At 32.2% G+C, this 22,251-nt stretch carries 22 protein-coding genes; 18 read left to right on the top strand and 4 right to left on the bottom strand.

Annotated elements, in window-relative coordinates; genetic code table 11:
• Positions 1–96: 96 nt before the first annotated feature.
• From BMX03_RS07870 to ppk1, 15 genes are all read left to right on the top strand, one after another.
• Positions 97–303 carry a hypothetical protein gene (locus BMX03_RS07870; protein WP_255361448.1) on the top strand — a complete coding sequence of 69 codons (207 nt, stop codon included), beginning with the start codon at positions 97–99 and terminating at the stop codon, positions 301–303.
• A gap of 184 nt (positions 304–487) precedes the next feature.
• A complete protein-coding gene (aroA, locus tag BMX03_RS07865) occupies positions 488–1,789 on the top strand; it encodes a 3-phosphoshikimate 1-carboxyvinyltransferase (protein ID WP_091694730.1) in 1,302 nt (433 codons plus the stop codon).
• A 27-nt stretch (positions 1,790–1,816) separates the two neighbouring features.
• A complete protein-coding gene (cmk, locus tag BMX03_RS07860; protein WP_022228397.1) occupies positions 1,817–2,482 on the top strand; it encodes a (d)CMP kinase in 666 nt (221 codons plus the stop codon).
• Positions 2,483–2,521: 39 nt separating this feature from the next.
• Positions 2,522–3,103 carry a lysophospholipid acyltransferase family protein gene (locus BMX03_RS07855; RefSeq protein WP_008537275.1) on the top strand — a complete coding sequence of 194 codons (582 nt, stop codon included), beginning with the start codon at positions 2,522–2,524 and terminating at the stop codon, positions 3,101–3,103.
• Between the two features lie 69 nt (positions 3,104–3,172).
• On the top strand, positions 3,173–4,009 hold the full coding sequence (ispH, locus tag BMX03_RS07850) for a 4-hydroxy-3-methylbut-2-enyl diphosphate reductase (protein ID WP_008537277.1): 837 nt from the start codon (positions 3,173–3,175) through the stop codon (positions 4,007–4,009).
• Positions 3,994–5,118 (top strand): 30S ribosomal protein S1, encoded by a 1,125-nt coding sequence (gene rpsA / locus BMX03_RS07845; protein ID WP_033405402.1) that lies wholly within the window; start codon positions 3,994–3,996, stop codon positions 5,116–5,118. The genes ispH and rpsA overlap by 16 nt, the downstream gene beginning before the upstream one ends.
• Before the next feature lie 107 nt (positions 5,119–5,225).
• Positions 5,226–6,599, top strand: a complete 1,374-nt coding sequence (locus BMX03_RS07840; protein WP_091694727.1) for a DUF512 domain-containing protein — start codon at positions 5,226–5,228, stop codon at positions 6,597–6,599.
• A 59-nt stretch (positions 6,600–6,658) separates the two neighbouring features.
• Positions 6,659–7,993 (top strand): ribosome biogenesis GTPase Der, encoded by a 1,335-nt coding sequence (der, locus tag BMX03_RS07835; RefSeq protein ID WP_008537281.1) that lies wholly within the window; start codon positions 6,659–6,661, stop codon positions 7,991–7,993.
• Entirely contained in the window at positions 7,993–8,592 is a 600-nt protein-coding gene (plsY, locus tag BMX03_RS07830) for a glycerol-3-phosphate 1-O-acyltransferase PlsY (RefSeq protein WP_091694725.1), read from the top strand. The genes der and plsY overlap by 1 nt, the downstream gene beginning before the upstream one ends.
• Positions 8,593–8,697: 105 nt before the next feature.
• Positions 8,698–9,144, top strand: coding sequence for an ACT domain-containing protein (locus tag BMX03_RS07825; RefSeq protein ID WP_008537283.1), 447 nt, complete (start codon positions 8,698–8,700; stop codon positions 9,142–9,144).
• Positions 9,145–9,171: 27 nt separating this feature from the next.
• Positions 9,172–10,467: a homoserine dehydrogenase gene (locus BMX03_RS07820; RefSeq protein ID WP_091694722.1), complete on the top strand. Its 1,296-nt coding sequence runs from the start codon at positions 9,172–9,174 to the stop codon at positions 10,465–10,467.
• Between the two features lie 2 nt (positions 10,468–10,469).
• Positions 10,470–11,384 (top strand): homoserine kinase, encoded by a 915-nt coding sequence (gene thrB / locus BMX03_RS07815; RefSeq protein ID WP_022228392.1) that lies wholly within the window; start codon positions 10,470–10,472, stop codon positions 11,382–11,384.
• 66 nt (positions 11,385–11,450) lie between these two features.
• The gene (locus BMX03_RS07810) at positions 11,451–12,683 is read left to right on the top strand and encodes an HD domain-containing protein (RefSeq protein ID WP_022228391.1); all 1,233 of its coding nucleotides are present in this window, start codon (positions 11,451–11,453) and stop codon (positions 12,681–12,683) included.
• Positions 12,684–12,965: 282 nt separating this feature from the next.
• Complete coding sequence (locus BMX03_RS07805) at positions 12,966–13,898, top strand: Ppx/GppA phosphatase family protein (protein ID WP_015563168.1); 933 nt, start codon at positions 12,966–12,968, stop codon at positions 13,896–13,898.
• Positions 13,891–15,972, top strand: coding sequence for a polyphosphate kinase 1 (ppk1, locus tag BMX03_RS07800; protein WP_075555318.1), 2,082 nt, complete (start codon positions 13,891–13,893; stop codon positions 15,970–15,972). The genes BMX03_RS07805 and ppk1 overlap by 8 nt, the downstream gene beginning before the upstream one ends.
• Positions 15,973–16,030: 58 nt before the next feature.
• Here the strand turns inward: ppk1 and BMX03_RS07795 are convergent, their stop codons facing one another.
• The 4 genes from BMX03_RS07795 to aroC all read right to left on the bottom strand — a co-directional run bounded on the left by BMX03_RS07795 (position 16,031) and on the right by aroC (position 20,478).
• On the bottom strand, positions 16,031–17,437 hold the full coding sequence (locus tag BMX03_RS07795; protein WP_008537289.1) for a carbon starvation CstA family protein: 1,407 nt from the start codon (positions 17,435–17,437) through the stop codon (positions 16,031–16,033).
• A 287-nt stretch (positions 17,438–17,724) separates the two neighbouring features.
• On the bottom strand, positions 17,725–18,807 hold the full coding sequence (gene aroB, locus BMX03_RS07790) for a 3-dehydroquinate synthase (RefSeq protein WP_075555320.1): 1,083 nt from the start codon (positions 18,805–18,807) through the stop codon (positions 17,725–17,727).
• On the bottom strand, positions 18,807–19,325 hold the full coding sequence (locus tag BMX03_RS07785; RefSeq protein ID WP_022228388.1) for a shikimate kinase: 519 nt from the start codon (positions 19,323–19,325) through the stop codon (positions 18,807–18,809). Before BMX03_RS07785 ends, aroB begins: the two co-directional genes overlap by 1 nt.
• Positions 19,326–19,332: 7 nt before the next feature.
• The gene (gene aroC, locus BMX03_RS07780) at positions 19,333–20,478 is read right to left on the bottom strand and encodes a chorismate synthase (RefSeq protein ID WP_022228387.1); all 1,146 of its coding nucleotides are present in this window, start codon (positions 20,476–20,478) and stop codon (positions 19,333–19,335) included.
• Positions 20,479–20,652: 174 nt separating this feature from the next.
• On the opposite strand from aroC, the gene BMX03_RS07775 reads away from it, so the two are divergent.
• Genes BMX03_RS07775 through BMX03_RS07765 form a run of 3 tightly spaced genes read left to right on the top strand, consistent with a single transcriptional unit; the run spans position 20,653 to position 22,228 of the window.
• The gene (locus BMX03_RS07775; RefSeq protein WP_022228386.1) at positions 20,653–21,357 is read left to right on the top strand and encodes an MBL fold metallo-hydrolase; all 705 of its coding nucleotides are present in this window, start codon (positions 20,653–20,655) and stop codon (positions 21,355–21,357) included.
• 26 nt (positions 21,358–21,383) lie between these two features.
• Positions 21,384–21,983, top strand: a complete 600-nt coding sequence (locus tag BMX03_RS07770; protein ID WP_015563179.1) for a peptidylprolyl isomerase — start codon at positions 21,384–21,386, stop codon at positions 21,981–21,983.
• Positions 21,983–22,228 (top strand): GIY-YIG nuclease family protein, encoded by a 246-nt coding sequence (locus BMX03_RS07765; protein ID WP_022228385.1) that lies wholly within the window; start codon positions 21,983–21,985, stop codon positions 22,226–22,228. The genes BMX03_RS07770 and BMX03_RS07765 overlap by 1 nt, the downstream gene beginning before the upstream one ends.
• The last annotated feature ends 23 nt before the right edge of the window (positions 22,229–22,251 follow it).

The raw sequence follows: 22,251 nt of genomic DNA, 5'->3' as shown, positions 1-22,251 counted from the left end.
CATCAACCTTCTTTGGAGAGATATAGTAAGACCTGCTATTTTAGTAGGCAAGTATCGTTTGTATCCAAGAATCCCCTGCCTTTAGGCATGGGGAGTATGTCAACAAAGATAAATGATGTTCGTGAAATCTTGAATTATTGTTGGTTTGAGGCTTTATATGTGGATATGATAAATGATGATGATGAAATAGCTTATGCTGTCGAAGGTGAAGGCGATTGGGGTACAGAAGTTGGTTTTGTTATAAGAGATAATAAAGTAATTTATGAAGGCGTTGATTATCTAGACTATATAAAAAATGTATGAGAAAAATTTAATGATTAAAAGTATAAATTTAACTATAGATTTTAAAATTTTTATGATAAATATTTTATCTAAGTAATAAATTTTAGTAATAAAGATGTAAATATAAAAATTTTTACAATTATCGTGCTATAGTGTTATAATTATGCTTAAAATAATTAAATTTGTTAAAGAAAGGTTTGAAGTTATGGGGGCTTTAAAAGAAATTCAACCGATAAAAACAGGATTAAAAGGAGAAATTTTAATACCTGGAGATAAATCAGTATCACATCGCAGTGTAATGTTTGCTGGTCTTTGTGATAGTGAAGTAAAAATCACTAATTTTTTACATGCAGCAGATTGTATGTCTACTGTTAATTGTATGAGAGCTTTAGGTGTAAAAGTTAAAGAATTAGATGAAAATACTTTAATTGTAAAAGGTAATGGTTTTCATGGACTTCAAGAACCGCAAAGTATAATTGATGCTGGAAATTCAGGCACAACACTTCGTTTAATGATGGGAATATTGGCAGGTCAAAAATTTTTAACTACTTTTACAGGTGATGCTTCACTTAGTCGTCGTCCTATGGGAAGGGTAATTAACCCATTGAGCCAAATGGGGGCTAATATTGTAGGAAGAAAAGAAAATAAATTATTGCCTATAACTGTAATTCCTGCAAAAGAAAATTTACAAGGCATTGATTATCAAATGCCAATGGCTAGTGCGCAGGTGAAATCTGCTATTTTACTCGCTGGCATGAATGCTGAAGGCAGAACTACAGTAACTGAGCCATATACTTCTAGAGATCATACAGAACGTATGCTTGAAGGTTTTGGCGTAAAATTAGAAAAATCTGGTACTAGTATAACAATTAGTAAAGTGGAAAAAATGACAGCTCCAAAAGAAATTCATGTACCAGGTGATATTTCTTCAGCTGCTTTTTGGCTTGTAGCTGGTTCAATTATCGAAGATAGCGATATTATTTTAAAAGATGTAGGTATAAATGAAACACGTACAGGAATTATTGATGTATTAAAAGCTATGGGAGCTAATATTGAACTTTTAAATGTTCGCGATGAAGTAGAACCTATTGCTGATATTCGTGTGCGTTATGCTAAATTACATGGTACAAGCTTTGGTGCAGATATCATGCCTAGACTCATTGATGAAATTCCTATTATCACTGTAGCTAGTATGTTTGCAGAAGGTGAAACTATTATCACAGGTGCTGGCGAATTACGTGTAAAAGAAACAGATAGATTGCAAGTTATCACAGATGAATTTAACAAAGTTTGTCCATGCATAAAAGGAACTCAAGATGGTTTAATTATTACTGGCAGTCAAAGAAATAATTTACAAAAAGTTGTATGTAATTCTCATGATGATCATAGAATTGCTATGGCACTTGCAATATTAGGAGCTAGTGGTGTAGGTATTGAGATTGAAAATAGTGAATGTGTAAATATTTCCTATCCAACTTTTTATGAGATATTAACTCGTTTTGAATAATTTACAAATTTTATATAGGTGAGAATGATGAAGAAATCTGTAATTGCTATTGATGGTCCAGCGGGAGCAGGTAAATCTACTATAGCGAAAATGGCAGCTAAAAAATTAAATTATATTTATATTGATACTGGTGCGATGTATAGAGGTGTAGCTTGGCTTGTATTGCAAAAATATCAAGTGCCTGTAAATACAGCACAAGTTTTATCTGTAATTGAAGATATTAATATACGATTGGCTTATGATGATAATGGAAATATGCTCATTTTTGTAAATGAACAAGATGTAAGTACAGCGATTAGAACACCAGAAGTAACAGCTTTAGTATCACAAGTAGCAGCAATTAGTGAAGTTCGTCAAAAAATGGTAGAGCTTCAACGTAAAATGGCACAAGATGGTTCTGTATTGATGGATGGTAGAGATATTGGAACATGTGTACTTCCTAATGCTGATTTAAAAATTTATTTGACAGCTTCTGCTGATGAAAGAGCAAATCGCAGAGCTAAAGAAATGAGAGAAAAAGGCTATGATGTAGATGTAGAAGAAATAAAAAAAGATATTATAGCTAGAGATGAAGCTGATATGCAAAGAGAAGTTTCTCCATTAAAAAAAGCAGACGATGCTATTTTATTAGATACAACAAAAATGACTATTGATGAAGTTTTACAAGAAATTATAAGATTAGCTAATGCTTAAGGCTATTTTTGTGAATTTATAATTTGAGGATTTTTAATTATGTTATATGGATTACTTAGAATAATATTTACATTTATTTATTCTGTTATTTTTCCTACAACAGTCAAAGGAAAAGAAAATATACCTAAAGAAGGAGCTGTAATTTTAGCTGCTAATCATTTAAGCAACTGGGATCCTCCACTGGTAGGAACATTCATACCTCGTCATTTGGCTTATATGGCTAAAGAAGAGTTGTTTAAAGTGCCGATATTGAAAAATATTTTAGAAAATGTGCATACTTTTCCTGTAAAAAGAGGTGCTTCAGATAGAGCTGCAATAAAAACAGCATTGCAGATGTTAGAAGCAAAAGAGTGTATATGTATGTTTCCTGAAGGTACTAGAAGTAAAGATGGAAAATTACACAAGGGTGCACCAGGAGTAGCACTCATTGCCGCAAAATCAAAAGCGACAGTTATTCCTGTAGCAATACAAGGAACATTTAAATTAAGACCGTTTAGAAAAATAACTTTAATTTATGGAAAACCTATGACTTTTGAAGCAGAAAAAGTGGATAAAGAAAATTTACAAGAATTTACTGAAAAAATAATGCAAGAAATTGCGTCAATGCTAAAAATAAAGTAGAATAAAGATAGCATAGTATGGTATACTATATGGTAAGCTTAGTAATATAATTTTTGATGGTGATAAATTTTGGAAGTAATTTTAGCTGACGATTATGGATTTTGTTATGGCGTAAAAAGAGCAATAAAAACTGCTAAAGATAATATTGATTTATCAAAAAAAGTTTGCACTTTAGGACCAATAATTCATAATCCGCAAATGGTAAAATCATTAGCTGATGAAGGTATCGGAATAGTAGAATCAGTTGATGAAATGGAGAATGGGAAAATAATAATTCGATCTCATGGTGTAGGTCCAAGCATATATGATGCGATAAAAGCAAAAGGGCTAGAGCTTGCAGATGCTACTTGTCCACATGTTAAGAAAGCTCAAATGTCAGCCAAAACGCTAGCTGATGAAGGCTTCAAAGTTATTATTATAGGCGAAAAAAATCATCCTGAGGTAAAAAGTATTAAAGAGTGGGCTGGTAAAAATTCATTAGTTATTGGTTCACAAGAAGAAGCTGAAAATATAGCTTTTGTATCCAAATTGGGTATTGTAGCGCAAACAACATTTTCAGCAAAAGCCTTTAGTGAGATTGTTAATATTTTATTAACTAAATCTTATGATATCAGGATTTTAAGAACAATTTGCACAGCCACAGATAAACGTCAGTCTGCTGCGATAAAATTATCTAAAGAAGTAGATATGATGATTGTTGTTGGTGGTCGCAATAGTGCTAATACAACTCGATTAGCGCAATTATGCACCGAGCATTGTGTAACACATCATATAGAAACGGTTGATGAATTACATGATGATTGGTTCAATAATATTAAAAAAATTGGTATTACAGCAGGTGCATCTACACCTGACTGGATTATCAAGGAGGTATATGAAAAGTGCAAGACATGGCAAGCTTATTAGCAGAAGAATCTATGAAGGAATTTAATCCACATGAAGTTATAGAAGGTACTGTGGTTTTAGTTAACCGTGATGAAGCGTATGTTGATATCGGTTATAAAACAGAAATTCCTATCGCAAAAAAAGAATTGGCTTATCCAGAACCAGAAGCTGCTACAGATGTAGTTAAAGTTGGCGACAAAATTAATGTATATGTAGTTGCTTTAGGCGGAGAAAATGGATTAATTCTTTCCAAAACTCGTGCAGACCGTTTAGTTGCATGGGAAAAAGTAGAAAAAGTTAAAGAAGAAAAACAAATCATTGAAGTAGAAATTCTTCAGGTTGTAAAAGGTGGTTTACTCACTACTGCTTTTGGTCTTCGTGGATTTATTCCTGCTTCTCAGATTGCACTTCATTTTGTCAAAGATTTAAATGAATTTGTAGGTCAAAAAGTTGAAGTTGAAATTATGGAAGCAGACCCTAAAAAACAACGCCTCGTTCTTTCTCGTCGTAGCGTTCTTGAAGCACAACGTGAACAAAAACGTGAAGAAGCTTTAGCAAGCATTGTTGAAGGTGAAAAACGTACAGGTGTTGTAAAACGTTTAGTAGATTATGGTGCATTTATTGATATCGGTGGTGTTGATGGACTTGCACATATCTCTGATCTTTCTTGGGATCATATCAAAAATCCAGCAGACGTATTATCCGTTGGTCAAGAAGTAGAAGTTTTAGTAAAAGCTTTTGACCCAGAAACAAAACGTATTTCTTTAAGCATTAAAGATACTGTTCGTGATCCTTGGTTCGATAAAGCAGAAAAATATCCAGTAGGTTCTTATGTAAAAGGCAAAATCGTAAAATTAACAGATTTTGGTGCATTTATGGAAATTGAACCTGGTTTTGATGGTTTAATTCGTATGCGTGAACTTTCTCCAAAACACATTACAAAAGCTTCTGAAGCTGTAAGTGTTGGCGATGAAGTTACTGTAAAAGTTATTCATGTAGATATGGATAATAAAAAAGTTGCTCTTAGCATTACAAAAGTGCAACAAGACGCTGAAAAAGCTGAATATCAAGATTTCTTAGCAAAACAAGATAACACAGCTGTTACAATCGGCGACGAAGTAAACGAATAATTATTTAATATTTAAATGCAAAAAGAGTGGTGGAAATCATCACTCTTTTTTTCTGATTTAATAAATTGTATAATTAACATAAAAATAAGATAAAAGAGGTGATTTGATTGGCTAAAGGCGGTATCATATCGGCTATACATCAAGGAAGTTTAGCTGAAGAATTAGAATTAGTACCTGGTGATAAAATAATATCTATAAATGAACAAGAATTGACAGATATTATTGATTTAAGTTTTGCTTTAGCAGATGAAGAAATTGAAATGTTAATAGAACATGAAAATGGAGAGCAAGAAATAATTGCTTTTGAAAAAGATATAGATGAAGAACTTGGGGCAGAATTTGAATCAGCTGTATTTGGTAAAATTCGCCAATGTGCTAATAATTGTTATTTTTGTTTTGTGGATCAAGTAGCTCCTAATATGCGTGATTCCTTGTATATAAAAGATGACGATTATCGTTTATCTTTCCTTTATGGGAATTTTGTTACCATGACGAATATGGGACCTCGTGATTTAGAGAGAATACACAGATTGCATTTATCACCATTGTATATTTCTGTGCATACAACTAATCCAAAACTTCGTGGAGAAATGCTCAGGACAAAACGTGGTGAGTTAATCATGGAACAATTGGCTAAATTAAATGAGGCTGATGTGGAATATCATACACAAGTGGTATTATGCCCAGGGTTAAATGATGGCGCGGAATTAGATAGAACAATTCAAGATATCATCAGTATGCAGCCGTGTGCAAAAACTTTAGGTATTGTACCAGTAGGTCTTACTAAATTTAGAGAAAATTGTTATCCACTTAAAACATTTGATGCACAAGGTGCTAAAAAAGTCATCGAGCAAGTACGTCATTGGCAAGAAAAAATGCGTAAACAAACAGGTAAGAATTTTATTTATTTAAGTGATGAATTTTATCTGTTGGCTGGTGAACCATTGCCAAAAGCTGAAGAATATGATGGTTTCCCACAGCTTGATAATGGTATAGGTCTTACACGTAATTTCATTGAACAATGGAAAGAAACAGAGATTAATCCAAATAATTATCAAAAACTTTTAAATTTAGATATTATCTGTGGAAAATCAGCAGGAAAAGTGATTAAAAATTTAGTTGATGAATTGAATATAGATAATTTAAATGCTAATGTATTAGCTTTAGAAAATGAATTTTTTGGTCATGAAGTAACTGTTACAGGACTATTGACAGGTCAGGATATTATAAAAAATCTAAAGCAGAATAAAGCTAATAGAGATGGTATTATTATTCCAAACTGTGCACTTCGTGAAGGTGAAGATATTTTCTTAGATGATTATACTTTAGAGGATATCAAAAAAGCTTTTCCTGATGAAGAAGTTAAAGTTGCCAGCGATGCCATCATGTTAAAGAATTTGTTAGCTGATTGGCATAACATAAAATGTGAACGAAGCAAAGCTATTTATACATGGCAATCAAATGCTAGCTATACAAAATAATGATGACAGTATATAATAAATGAGTTTTGCAAAATAATATTATTGATGAGGTGAAGAATTTGAGTAAACCAATAGTAGCTATTGTAGGACGCCCTAATGTAGGTAAATCTACGTTTTTTAATCAAATAGGTAAAAAGAGAGTATCCATTGTTGAGGATTTTCCAGGTGTTACTAGAGATAGAATTTATATGGACGCTGAATGGTTAAATCATCAATTCACAATGATTGATACTGGCGGGATTGAACTTGAAAATGACGGCGAAGGTAAAATTTTAGCTTCCATGCGTCAACAAGCACGTCTAGCAATTGAAGAAGCTGATGTAATTGTATTTATGGTTGATGGTCGTACAGGAATGACTCATGATGATGAAGAAATAGGTCATATCTTAAGAAATACAAGAAAACCTGTTATTGTCGCTGTAAATAAAATTGACAGTCCAAAACAGCATTTAGATGTATATGAATTTTATAATTTAGGACTTGGCGAACCAATCGGTATTTCTGCTGCAAATGCTTTGAATGTAGGCGATTTATTAGATGAAATAGTAGCTAATTTCCCTAAAGATTTAGAAGATGATATCGAACATGATGAAATTCGCATTGCCGTTATTGGTAGACCAAATGTAGGTAAATCTTCTTTAGTAAATGCTCTATTAGGTCAAGAGCGTGTAATTGTAAGTGATGTAGCAGGAACTACTCGTGATGCTATTGATACAAAATTTGATGATGGCAATACACATTTTACTTTGATTGATACTGCTGGTATGAGACGTAAAGGTAAAATTGATATGCCTATCGAGCGTTATAGTGTAATGCGTTCTCTTCGTGCTGTAGATAGAGCAGATGTAGTTTTAATGGTAATTTCTGCTCCTGAAGGTGTAACAGAACAAGACAAAAAAATTGCCGGTTATGCTCATGAATCTGGTAAAGGCTGTATCATTGTTGTCAATAAATGGGATTTAATTGAAAAAGATGATAAAACTTCTTTGCGTTTTACTGAAGATATTCGTGATGAACTTGGATTTTTACAATATGCACCAGTTTTATACACTTCTGCACTTACAAAACAGCGTGTACATCGCGTAGTTGACCTTGTAAAATATGTAGCTGAACAACAAGCTATGCGTGTGCAGACAAGCGTATTAAATCAATTAGTAATGGATGCTGTTTCTATCAATCCACCACCATCTCATAAAGGTAAACAATTAAAAATTTACTTTATGACTCAAGCTGATATTAAACCACCAAAATTCTTGGTATTTGTTAATGACCCAGAATTGATGCATTTTTCCTATTTGCGTTTTTTAGAAAACAAACTAAGAGAAAGTTTTGGTTTTGAAGGAACTCCTCTTAAATTAGTAGTTCGTGGAAGAAAAGAGGAAGATGATGAATAATGGAATTTAATTTTCTTATAGTAATAATCTGTAGTTATGTCATTGGTTCTATTCCAAGTGGCTTGGTTTTAGGAAAAGGAATTTGGCATGTAGATTTACGTGAACATGGTAGTAAAAATATTGGTGCTACTAATGCTTGGCGTACTTTAGGAAAATTTCCTGGATTTGTCATATTTTTAGCTGATTTAATAAAAGGCTTATTAGGTGTGTATCTAGGTATGACTTTAGTTGGTAGCTCTATAGTTATGATTTTAGGTGGTATATTAGCAATAGTAGGTCATTCTGCCTCCATATTTTTAAAATTAAAAGGTGGAAAAGGTGTAGCAACAGGACTTGGTGTATTGATTATGTTGATGCCAAAAGTATCTGTTTGTGTCTTTTTTATTTGGCTTATAATTGTAATGATTAGTAAATATGTATCACTTGCTTCAATCGTTGCAGCAGCGTTTGTGCCAATCTTAGCCTATGCTTTTGATATGCCTATGGAGTTTGTCATTTTCGGTATAGTAGCAGCTATATTTGTTATTTACCGCCACAAAACAAATATAGTACGTCTTTTAAATGGAAATGAAAATAAAATAAAAGCAGGTCATAGATAATTTATCTAAAACTTAATAATACCCTTTGCTATTATGGCGATAAAATGATATAATGTCTGCTATAAAAAGAATATTATCCATTGTAAAAGTACGGAGGATTTAATAATGACAAAAAAAGATTCAGGATACTATTTAGTAAAAGAAGATATTTTACCTTCTGCAATCAAAAAAACAATCAAGGTAAAAGAAATGTTACGTCGTCATGATAATATGACCATAAATGATGCCGTTTCTAAAATGGGTTTAAGCCGTAGTGCTTATTATAAATATAAAGACTTTGTTTTACCATTTTATGAAGCAAGTATCAATAAAATTGTTTCTGTTTCTTTTGTTCTTGATAATAAACAGGGAGTACTTTCTAATGTGTTAAATATGATTTCTGAAGATAAAGGAAACGTATTGACTATTAACCAAGGTATTCCTCTTCAAGGAGTAGCAGTAGCAACAATTTCTATTGAAACTAAAAATATGAATATTGACCTTGAAGCATTGCTCGATAAATTGCGTCTTGTGAACGGCGTAAGACGTTTAGAGGTTATTGGTCAAGTTTAAAAGTCTAGTCTTGAGAGAGGGATATTTATGGCAAAGAAGATAAAATTAGGTTTATTAGGTTGTGGCACAGTAGGTACAGGTGTTTTAAAGGTTTTACAAGAAAATTATCATGATATCAGAGCAAAAATTGGCAATGATATCGAAGTGAGCAAAGTTTTAGTTCGCAATTTAAACAAAAAACGTGATTTTAATGGAGATGTTGTTTTTACAGATAATATTGATGATATTTTAAATGATGAAAGCATTGATATTGTTGTAGAATTATTAGGTGGTATACATCCAGCACGTGAATATATGTTAAAAGCTATGGAAAATGGCAAACATGTAGTTACAGCAAATAAAGATGTTTTAGCACAGTTTGGTAAAGATATGTTTGATGCGGCGGAAAAACATGATGTAGATTTCATGTTTGAAGCAAGTGTAGCAGGTGGCATACCGATTATCACTCCATTAAAACAATGTTTAACTGCGAATAAAATCACAGAATTAATTGGTATTGTAAATGGTACAACTAATTACATGTTAACTAAGATGACAGAGCAAGGTATGGATTATGATACTGCATTAGCAAGAGCTCAAGCTAAAGGTTATGCAGAAGCAGATCCTACAGCAGATGTCGCTGGTTTAGATGCCGCTAGAAAAGCAGCAATTTTATCTTCTATTGCATTTAATACACGCGTAAGTTTAGAAGATGTAAAAGTAGAAGGTATTACTAACATTACACCAGAAGATATAACTTACGCTAAAGAATTAGGCTATATTATAAAATTATTGGCTATAGCTAAACATACAGAAGAAGGTATAGATGTTCGCGTTCATCCGACATTTATTGATAAAGATCATCCATTGGCTTCTGTTCGCAATGTGTTTAATGCTATATTTATTCATGGTAACGCTGTCGGCGATACTATGTTTTATGGTAAAGGAGCAGGTGAAAGACCAACTGCTTCAGCCGTTTTAGCAGATATTATTGATGTAGCACGAGATATGGGTAAAGACCGTTTTGGTAAAATACGTTGTACTTGTTATGAAGAAAAGAAATTATGCCCACCAGATAAAGTTTTATCAGGATATTATATTCGCTTATTAGTTGAAGATAAACCTGGTGTATTAGGTGCGATTGCTACAGCTTTTGGTGAAAGCAATGTAAGTTTATATTCTGTAATTCAAAAACGCAGAGTAGGGGAATTTTCTGAAATAGTAGCAATTACTCATAATGTAAATAATAATCAAATTGAAGACCTCAAAGTTCGTTTAAATAATTTAGATGTAGTACATGAAATTTCTAATATTATCCGAGTAGTAATGTCTCAGGAGGCTTAATTATGAGTGATTTTGTCAAAGTAAGAGTTCCAGGAACTACAGCCAATTGTGGCCCTGGTTTTGATGTTATGGGTATTGCCTGTAGTATTTATAATGAATTGGAATTAAAACTCTTAGAAGAAAAAAATTTATGTATAGAAATTTATGGAGATGGAGCAACAAATATACCATGTGATGAAAGAAATATGGTATGGCGCTCTATAGAAAAGTTATTAGTTAAAGCTCACTTGGAGAAAAAATATCAAGGGGCACATATAAAAATGACAAATAATGTGCCGCTATCACGTGGTCTTGGCAGTAGTGCAACTGCTATAGTAGCGGGATTATTTGCAGCTAATGTATTTTTGAATAATAGATTTTCTATACAGGATATATTTGAGTTAGCTACTGAGATTGAAGGACACCCTGATAATGTAGCACCTGCTTTATTTGGTGGAATAACAGTCAGCACAAAAACTGATTATAAATTAGAATATGTATCTTTTATGCCAAATTTTGATTTAAAAATGGTAGTGGCTATACCTGACTTTTATTTACCAACTAAAAAAGCTAGAGCAGCTTTAAAACAAGAAGTGCCATTAAAAGATGCTATTTTTAACATTGGTCATACAGCTATGATTATTGCAGCTATTTGTCAAGGAAAAATAGAAGCTTTAAAAGGTGCTTTTGCAGATAAATTACATCAACCATATAGAGCAGATTTAATTCCTGGTATGTATGATGTATTTGCAGTAGCAAATTCTAAAGGTGCACTTGGTACAACTATAAGTGGAGCAGGTCCAACACTTATTGCTTATACGATAGAAAATGGTGAAGAAATTGGTAAAGCAATGGTTGAGGCTTTTGCAAAACATAATATTAGCTCTAAATACTTAGTATTAGATATTGATAATAAAGGTGCTATGGTAATAGAATAAATTAAAATAAAACCCAGTAGATATTATATCTAACTGGGTTTTTTTATAAGTAGGTGATTTAAAATTATGAATGAAATGGAATTTTCACAGAAGATAGATGATTTAGGTGGCACTTTATATATTGTAGGTGGTTGGGTGCGCGATAAAATACGAGGTGTTATTCCTAAAGATAAAGATTTTGTCATTTGTCATGTAAAAGAAGAAGATTTTAAACAAAATTTTCCAAAGGCAAAAAAAGTAGGAAAATCTTTTCCTGTGTATTTAGTAAAAATTGAAGACAAAGAATGTGAAGTAGCTTTTGTCCGTAAGGAAAGAAAAACAGGTATAGGTTATACAGGCTTTATTGTAGATTATGATGAAAAAGTAACGATTGAAGAAGATTTATATCGTAGAGATACGACTATGAATAGCATAGCTTACCGCGTACGTGATGGAAAAATAATTGACCCATATAAAGGGCGAGAAGATATTGAAAAAAGATGTATTAATGCAGTATCACATCATTTTAAAGAAGACCCTGTAAGAGCGCTTCGGGCTGCGCGTCAGGCTTGCGAATTAAATTTTAAAATCAATGAAGATACTATAAATTTGATGCGAGCATGTAGAGAGGAAATAAAATCAGAACCACAAGAACGCATTTTTAATGAATTACAACGTGCGTTAAAAACAAAAAAACCCTCAATATTTTTCCGCAGTTTAGTGAAAGCGGATTTATTGGAAATTTTATTTCCTGAAATCTATGCATTAATAGGGAAAACTCAACCTGTAGCATTTCATCCAGAAGGTGATGCGTTTGAGCATACTATGGAGATTGTGGATTTAGTTGCTGATATGACTGATGATGTCGCAGTGCGTTTTGCAGGTCTTGTGCATGATTTGGGCAAAGGTGTAACGCCAAAAGAAATGTTACCTCATCATTATGGACATGAAGAAAAAGGTTTAGCAGTATTAAAAGCATGGAATAAACGCATGACGCTTCCTAAAAAATGGCTTCAAGGTGGATTATTTGTCATCAAAGAACATATGCGAGCAGCTAGACTAGGAAAAGTAGGAAAAATTGTCGATTTTTTATTGATTGTAGAAAAAAATCCTTTAGGCTTTGCTGGCTTTAATTGTGTAATTTTGGCGGATAGTAAATCATTACCCTATTATTTAGCAGATTATCATAGTTATCTCCAAAAAATTCATAGTGTATCCATGAAAAATTGTCCAGCAAATTTAAAAGGCAAAGCGATTGGTGATTGGATAAGAAATGAGCAAATTAAATTATTTAAGCAGAATATAGAAGTAGAAGCTTAGAAAATTTTACAAAGATTTAACATTTATTATATTTAATTTTCTTATTTTTATACTATAATATTATTAAAGGTGAAATTAATCTATTATTGAAGTAGATAATAAATAAAATTTATAAATACAGCATTCTAAGTTGTGAAACGAAGAATGCTATTATTTTTGTCTATTTTAGTAAAAAGATTGTATTTTTTAATATTTTTGTAAAATAGTGAAGGAAAAACGAGAGGATATATAGAATTTAGCATAAAAAAATATTATATTTAAAATAGAGTAGGAGGGATTTAGATGTATGGTATTGTAGATATTGGTTCAAATACAATGCGTCTTGTTATTTATAAAGTAGAAGGTGGTAAACCAAGAGTACTTTTAAATAAAAAAGAAATGGCAGAATTAGCATCATTTATTCAAGATGGTATGATGGTAGCAGATGGTATCAATAGAGCTTGTTATATCTTGGATAGTTTTAATTTATTGGCTAAAGATTTAGGTGTAAATAATTTACATGTTTTTGCTACTGCATCTTTAAGAAATATTTCTAATAGCCAAGCAGCAGTTAGTGAAATTGAAGATAGAACAGGATTAGCTATTAATTTATTAAGTGGTGCTCAAGAAGCTGAATATGATTTTGTTGGTGCAGCTAGAACTATTGATTTAAAAAGTGGTTTATTAGTAGATATTGGTGGCGGTAGTACAGAATTAGTTATGTATAATAATATGCAAATACAAAATTCTATAAGCTTACCAATCGGTTCTTTAAGTATGTATACAAAATTTGTAAAACATTTATTCCCAACAAAAAAAGAACGCAAAAAAATTGAAGAATGCGTAAGAGAAATGATAGTTCGTTACGATGTAGACCAATGGGGCGATTGTCCATATGTTTGCGGTGTAGGTGGAACTATTCGTAATGTAGATAGATTAAATAGCTACTTTTATGATTTAAGTAAAAATAATCGTTTTGTCATTGCTGAAAATTTAAACTGGATGGTTAAAAAACTAGAAAATCGTGAAAATAAAAAATTAGTACCTCGTGAAACTTTAGAAACATTATTAAAAGTCGTACCTGAACGTGTGCGTACAATTATGCCAGGTATGATAATCTTAAATACTATTGTTAAATATTTTAATGTACAAAGCATTTATGTAAGTCGTGCAGGTGTACGTGAAGGATATTTATATAAGCAAGTATTAACTAAAGAGGGAGAACAGAATGTATAAAAAGATAGATACATCATATACACAAAATAGAGAATTATCATGGCTTCGTTTTAATGATAGAGTATTAGAAGAAGCTATAGATGAAAATGTACCTCTATATGAAAGACTAAAATTTATAGCAATTTATGCTAGTAACTTAGATGAGTTTTATCAAGTACGTGTAGGTAGTTTATATGAAATGGCTTCTGTGGATACAAATGGTTTTGATAATAAAAGTTTTATGACACCAAATCAGCAATTAGATAAAATCTTTGTAGCTACAAAACAATTAAATCAAAAAGCTGATAAAATTTTTGCGACTGTGGAAAAACAGTTTAAAACATATGGCATTGAACGTAAAAAAGTAAAATCTTTAAATCAAAAAGATAAAACTTATGTTAAAACATATTTTGATAATCAAATTAGCCCATTCTTATCGCCACAAATTATAAATGTAAGACACCCATTTCCTCATTTATTAAATAAAGCGTTATATGTAGGTATAATTTTAACACGCAAAAAGAAAAAGGTTTTCGGAATTATTCCAGTACCTAGCAATTTACCTAAAATCGTATATATACCAAATAAATCTAAAATTCGCTATGTAATGACAGAAGATATCATAGCTACATATGCTGATAAAATTTTTGATGGCTATGAAGTAGAAAATACAGCAATTTTATCTGTTACTAGAAGTGCAGATATTAGTTTAGATGATGAGCGATTAGATTTAGGAGAAGATTTCTTAGAACATGCACGTGAAGTTTTATTGAAAAGACAAAGACTTGCACCTGTTCGTTTAGAAATAGAAGGCAATATAGATTCAACAATGATGAAATATGCCACAGAACAATTTAAAATCACATCAAAGCAAATTTTTATCTATAAATCTCCTATCAATAAATCTTATATTTTCAGCTTAGGTAGTAAATTTAATGAAGAACAGAAAAATAGCTTGATGTATCCACCATTTGAACCATCTCATATCTGCTGTGTACCTGAAAATGCTAGTGTGATGGATTATGTGGCAAATAATGATGTAATGTTACAATATCCATATCAAAGTTTTGATATTTTCTTGAAATTTATTAAAGAAGCTGTAACGGACGAAAAAGTATTTGCTATAAAGATTACTTTATACCGTGTAGGAAGTCATAGAGCTCAATTGATGAATTATTTATCAATGGCGGCTAAAATGGGTAAAGATGTAACTGTCTTGATGGAACTTAGAGCTCGTTTTGATGAAGAAAATAATATAAACTGGGCAGAATTTTTACAAGATGCTGGCTGTAAAGTTATTTATGGCATGGAAGGTTATAAAGTTCATTCCAAAATTTGCTTAGTTATGAAACAAGATAAAACAGGCATAAAATACTTTACACAAATAGGTACAGGTAACTATAATGCTTCTACATCTTCTTTATATACAGATATTTCCTTGATAACTAGCAATGAAGATATAGGTAAAGATGCTGTAGAATTTTTCCAAAATATGGGTATTGATAATCTCTATGGAGAATATAATAATCTATTAGTAGCACCTGTTAGTCTAAAAAATACTTTATTAGATTTAATTAAAGAAGAAATTGAAAAAGCTAAAGCTGGAGAGGAAACAAGCATTTTCTTGAAAATGAACTCTTTAACAGATAGACAGTTAATAGATGCATTAAAAGAAGCTTCTCAAGCTGGCGTTAAGATAAAAATGATTATTCGTGGTATTTGCTGTATTTTACCAGGAATAGAAGGAAAAACAGATAATATTGAAGTTATAAGTGTAGTAGGCAGATTTTTAGAACATTCTCGTATCTTCTGCTTTGGTACAGGCGAAAATATGAAAATGTATATAGCTTCTGCTGACTGGATGACTAGAAATACAGAAAATCGTGTAGAAATAGCAGCACCAATTTATGACCAAAAAATAAAAAATAGCATTTATGATACTTTACGCATAATGTGGAAAGATAATCTTAAAGCTAGAATTTTATGTAGCGATGGAACATATAAAAAGCCTGAAATAAAAGAAGGCGATGAATTAATCGATTGCCAAAATTATTTGCGTCATGAATATAAAGTTGGACGAAAAATAAAACTTTAAGCTAAAATAAAACCTCCACTATTGAAAAACAATAGTGGAGGTTTCTTATATTTCAATTTTATTTTTTGAAAATAGTAGATTTGAAATAAACTATAGCCCAAAAGATAGTGATGATGACACCAGCAGGATAAGTAATGCTAGTTGGTAAACCAAAACCTTCAGGAGCTTGGAGGATATAAGTGAAAGTAACCATAGTCATAAAAATGGCAGGAATTACAGCGATATAATGTTGCCAACCACCTTTATTTTGTTTCCAAAGATACATTGCACCAGTCCAAAGAGCAATCATAGCTAATGTTTGGTTTGCCCAAGAGAAATAACGCCAAATGATATCAAAATTCATTTGAGATAAGATGCCACCGATACCAAGAAGTGGAATAGCTAAAGCTAAACGTTTTGTATAAGAAACTTGATCGATTTTGAACCAATCAGAAAGTGTATAACGAGCGCTTCTGAATGCAGTATCACCAGAAGTGATAGGACAAGCAATAACACCAATCATAGCTAAAATACCACCGACAGTACCTAATGTACCAAAGGATACATCATAAACAACGCCACCAGGACCTGCACTAGCGATAGCAGCAGCTAATCCACCAGTTGTTTCATAGAAAGCGATACCAGCAGATGCCCAGATAAGAGCGATAATACCTTCAGCTACCATAGCACCATAGAAAACAACGCGACCATTTTTTTCTTCTTTCATGCAACGAGCCATGAGTGGAGATTGTGTAGCATGGAAACCAGATGTAGCACCGCAAGCAACAGTGATAAACATTAATGGCCAAATAGGTAAATCTTTTGGATGAAGATTTTGAAGTGTCATTTCTGGCATTTGCCAGCCACCGAGGATAATACCACTAGAAACACCAACTGCCATGATAATTAGGCAAGCACCAAAAAGTGGATAAATTTTACCAATGATTTTATCGATAGGTAATAAAGTAGCTAAGAAATAATAAATGAGTACAACTACTAACCAGAAAGTAACATCTAAAGAATCAGGAGTTAGTTTGGCAAGAAGTAATGCAGGACCTGTCATAAATACGGTACCTACTAAGACTAAAAGGATAACGGAGAAAATACGCATTACAGTTTTCATAGTATCGCCAAGATAGATACCTACGATTTCTGAAATACTTTCACCATTATGACGAAGGGAAATCATACCAGAGAGATAATCGTGAACGGCACCAGAGAAAATAGTCCCAATTACAATCCAAAAATAAACAACTGGACCCCAGAGAGCACCTGCAATGGCACCAAAAATTGGACCAAGACCTGCAATGTTTAATAACTGAATCATAAAAACTTTCCATGTTGGAAGTGGTATGTAATCTACACCATCGTTATGAGTTATGGCAGGAGTAGGTTTTAGTGAAGGAGCAAAAACTTTTTCTACAAAACGACCATAAATCATGAAACCTACAATAAGAGCGATTAAACTAATAAAAAAAGTAATCATATAAGGATACACCTTCTTTAGGAAATTATAAAATTTTAAGATAGCTCCGGAACTATGCTTAATAAACTAAATAAAATTTAATACTTTGTTAAAAAAATAACTTGCATTCATTTATTAAAATATTAATATTATTTATTTTACAAATAAATTTATAATACTTTTGTGTAAATTTGTCAAGTATTTTTACAATTTTTTTAAAATTTAAATTAGAATTTAAAATTAAAACGAGTATTTCATTCAAATTTGAAAAAAATACTCGTTTTGTTAAAGCATTATTTATAAAGTTTTTACAGTATTTCTAAAATAGTTTCCTTGACTAATTTTTCAGGAACATCTTTTTTTATACATACTTTGCCGATATCTTCTAATAAAACCCAATTAACTTTACCGTTAACAGTTTTTTTGTCATGGAAAATATCTTGATAAATTTTTTGAGCATCACAATTTTTAGCTTTAAGTGGCAAGTTCATATTTGCAAGTAATTGACACATTTTATCAACTACATCTTGCGAGATTAAGCCTAATTTAAAACTTAATTTACTAGCGCCAACCATGCCGATAGCTACTGCTTCTCCATGATTATAAATAGCATAATTAGTTTCTTTTTCAATAGCATGACCTAAAGTATGACCAAAATTTAAGATGGCACGAAGACCAGCTTCACATTCATCTTTAGATACTACATCTGCTTTTATTTCACAAGAACGTGCAATGATATGAATTAGGGCTTCTGGCTTCAATTGAAGAATTTCTTGTTGGTGCTCAGTTAAATAAGTATAAAAATCATGGTCATAGATAAAGCCATATTTAATGACTTCGCCTAAGCCTGTGGAAATCTCTTTAGTAGGTAAAGTTTTCATCATTTCTAAGTCCATGAAAACGGCTTGTGGTTGATAAAAAGCACCAATGAGATTTTTGCCTAGAGCATGATTTACAGCGACTTTGCCACCAACACTAGAGTCAACTTGTGCAAGTAGGCTAGTTGGCATTTGAATGAAAGGCACACCACGCATGAAGGTAGCGGCAATGAAACCAGCTAAATCACCAACGACACCACCACCTAGAGCAATGATAGGAGATTTGCGGTCAAGACCATGTTCAATTGCTTGTGTATACAGTGTTTCTGCAACGGATAAAGATTTAGATTGTTCACCAGCTGGAATGATGGCAATTTTGGCATTAAAACCAGCTTTAGTGAGTAAATCTTTGACGCTGTCTGCATATAATGGAGCAATATTTGTATCAGTGATGATTAAAGCTTTCTGAGAATATTTTTGTGCTTTAAAAAAATTAATGATAGTTGTTTCTAGATTATGAGCAATATAGATATTATAAGATTTTTCATTGAGATTTACGGGAACAATGCGCATTATTTCACACCCTTTAAGTATTTCATAATGATTTCGACATTTTGCAGTGGTGTTGTATCATCTGTTTTTATGATTAAATCAGCTTTTTTGTAAAATGGAGCACGCTTAGCCATAAGTTCAATAATAGTTTTTAAACGTTCTTCATTGCTTTTTTTTGCAAGTAGAGGACGTTTATCATTTCCAGTGCGTTTTAAAATAGTATGTGGCATAGCTGTCAGCGCTATAATGATACCATTTTTGCGAAGCTCTTGCATATCAGTTTCTTTAGTAGCAACGCCACCGCCTGTAGAAATTACTTGATGACTTTTTTGTGCTAATTTTTGGATAGTAGCTGTTTCACGTTGGCGAAATACTGCTTCGCCTTCTTTAGCAAACATATCTTTTATTTTTGTTTTGTATTCTTGTTCGATAGCTGTATCTGTATCTACAAAACTATAACCTAAACGATAAGCTAATAATTTACCTGTAATAGATTTTCCACTGCCCATAAATCCTATAAGTACAATATTAGATTTCATTTTAATCCTATCCTTTTATTCTTTCGTTATAAGCTTGTAAATTTTGAAGGACATCAACCATGCAATCACTGCCGAATTTGTCAATCATGGCTTTAGTGATAGCAAGTGCAACCATAGCTTCGCCAACTACGGAAGCTGCTTGAACAGCACAAACATCACTGCGTTCTTTACAAGCTAAAACTTCTTGTTTACTTTCAATATCAATGGAGTGAAGTGGTGTCATAAGTGTAGGAATGGGTTTCATACAAGCGCGAACAATAATAGGCTCGCCATTACTCATACCACCTTCGATACCACCTGCATGATTTGTTTTGCGATAAACTGTTTTATCTTCATTGTAGAACATTTCATCATGTAATTGACTGCCTGGGTGATTTGCATAATCAAAACCATCGCCGATTTCAACGCCTTTGATAGCTTGAATGGACATCATGGCTCCAGCAAGTTGCATATCGAGGCGTTTATCCCATTGAATATGACTGCCTACGCCGATTGGCATATTTTGGACAACAACTTCAAAAGTTCCGCCTAAAGTATCGCCTGATTGACCAGCATCGCGAATTGCTTCGCGCATTTTAGCTTCTGCTTGAGCATCGTTACAGTTTAAATCGCTATCATTAGGTTGTAAATTAGCATAATCAATATTATCTGTATTAGCTTTTACACCACCGATATTGATTACATGAGATACGATTTTTATACCACAAGCTTCTAAAAATTGACGAGCAACAGCTCCAGCAGCTACGCGTGCAGCTGTTTCTCTAGCACTAGAGCGTTCTAAAATATCGCGGATATCTTCACGATTATATTTTTTGATACCAACATAATCTGCATGACCTGGGCGAGCAGCTGTAACTTTAGTCCATGTAGGTGTACCCATCACAGACATGCGGTCAGTCCAGTTTTCCCAGTCTTTATTCACTACACGCAAAGTAATAGGGTCGCCCATTGTTTCGCCAAAACGTACACCAGATAAGATATCTACTTTATCCGTTTCTATAGACATACGACCACCACGACCATAGCCTTTTTGACGGCGTGCCATTTGTCTATTTATTTCATCAAGATTTATTTTAAGACCAGCGGGAATTCCTTCAACTAATGCTGTTAAGCATTGTCCATGAGATTCTCCAGCAGTTAAAAATCTAAACATTATGTTCAACCCCTTATATTTTTCATGTTTACAAGTTATCAATAGATATTATAACTAAAAATAGAAAATCATGCTAGAAAAATATTATTTTGTTGACAAAAATAAACAGGTCTTGACACTATTGCTAAAATTTGTGAAAATGAATATATATTATGCCTTTTTGAGGTGAGTTTGATGTATGACAAAGTAAAAGTAACTTATTTATTAAATAGCGGTTTTATTTTAGAAATAGGCGATTGTGCAATAATTTTTGATTATTATCAAGATGAAAAAAATATAGTGGACAAAATTATTCAAGATAAAAAAGAAGTTTATTTTTTTGTATCGCATGTTCATTATGACCATTTTAATCCTAAAATAAGTGAGTTTAAAGATAAGGTAACGAAATATTTTATCAGCTATGATGTAGTAACTGATGTATTGCCTAAAGAAAAGACTATTATTTTAGATGAATATATGACTTATGATGATAAAAATATACATGTACGCTCATTTAGTTCTACTGATGAAGGAATTTCTTTTTTTGTAGAAAAAAATGATTGGAAGATTTTCCATGCAGGCGATTTTAATTGGTGGCATTGGAAAGGTGATACAAAAGAAAATAATGTATTTGCTAAAAATGGATTTGTAAAACAAATGATGCGTTTATCTGGTTTAAAAATGGATATAGCATTTTTCCCTGTAGATAGTAGATTAGAAGAATTTTTAGATTTAGGTGTAACTGAGTTTTGCAAAGTTACGGAAGTTAAAAATTTAATTACTATGCACAATGTAGGTGAAAAAGATTGGATAATACCAGAAGATTTTCCCAATAAAGAGAAAATGAACTCTATTTGGTGCCCTAAAGTTCCTGGAGAGAGTCATTTTATCACTAAATAAAATAAGTATGATGGAGAATAGATGAGATGAAAAAATTTATATTTTTATGTTTATTAGCATCTGTATTTACCTTATCTTTATTTACAAGTAATGGTATTGCAGAGCAACAAATAAATTCTAATGAACAAATAGGAAAGGAAGTTCAATCAATGAGTAAAAATCGTATTGCAGTATTTGAAACAAATATGGGTACTTTTGAAATTGAATTATTCGAAGATAAAGCACCAATCACAACAGGTAATTTTATCGACTTAGCAGAACATAATTTTTATGATGGTTTAATTTTCCATCGTGTAATTGATGGTTTCATGATTCAAGGTGGAGACCCTAATGGCAATGGTACAGGTGGCCCTGGTTACACAATTAAAGATGAATTCCACAAAGATTTAAGACATGATGGCCCTGGCGTATTATCCATGGCAAATGCTGGCCCTAATACAGGTGGTTCTCAGTTCTTCATCACTTTAGATAAAACTCCATGGCTTGATGGTCATCATGCTGTTTTTGGTAAAGTAATAAAAGGCATGGACGTAGTGGAAGCTATTGGTCATGTACAGACTGATTTCATGGATAAACCTATCGAAGATGTAGTTATTAATAAAATAGAAATTAAAGATGCTGAATAATGAATTGTTATACGTATATGGTACAATGCAGTGATGGTACTTTATATACAGGTTGGACAAATGATTTAAAAAAGCGTCTAGAAAAACACAATGCCGGCAAAGGTGCTCGCTATACACGTGGGCGTTTGCCGGTTAAATTAGTTTATTATGAAGTTTTTGCCACAAAAAGCGAAGCTATGAAGCGTGAAGCTCAAATAAAAAAATTATCACGCAAGCAAAAATTATTATTTATAATTAATCCCTAATGATTTAGTATGGATTTTATGAT

Source organism: Megamonas sp. Calf98-2 (assembly GCF_900110235.1).
Lineage (GTDB): Bacteria > Bacillota > Negativicutes > Selenomonadales > Selenomonadaceae > Megamonas > Megamonas funiformis.
Note: the sequence above shows the minus strand (reverse complement) of the source record. Positions and strands in the feature narration are given on the sequence as shown.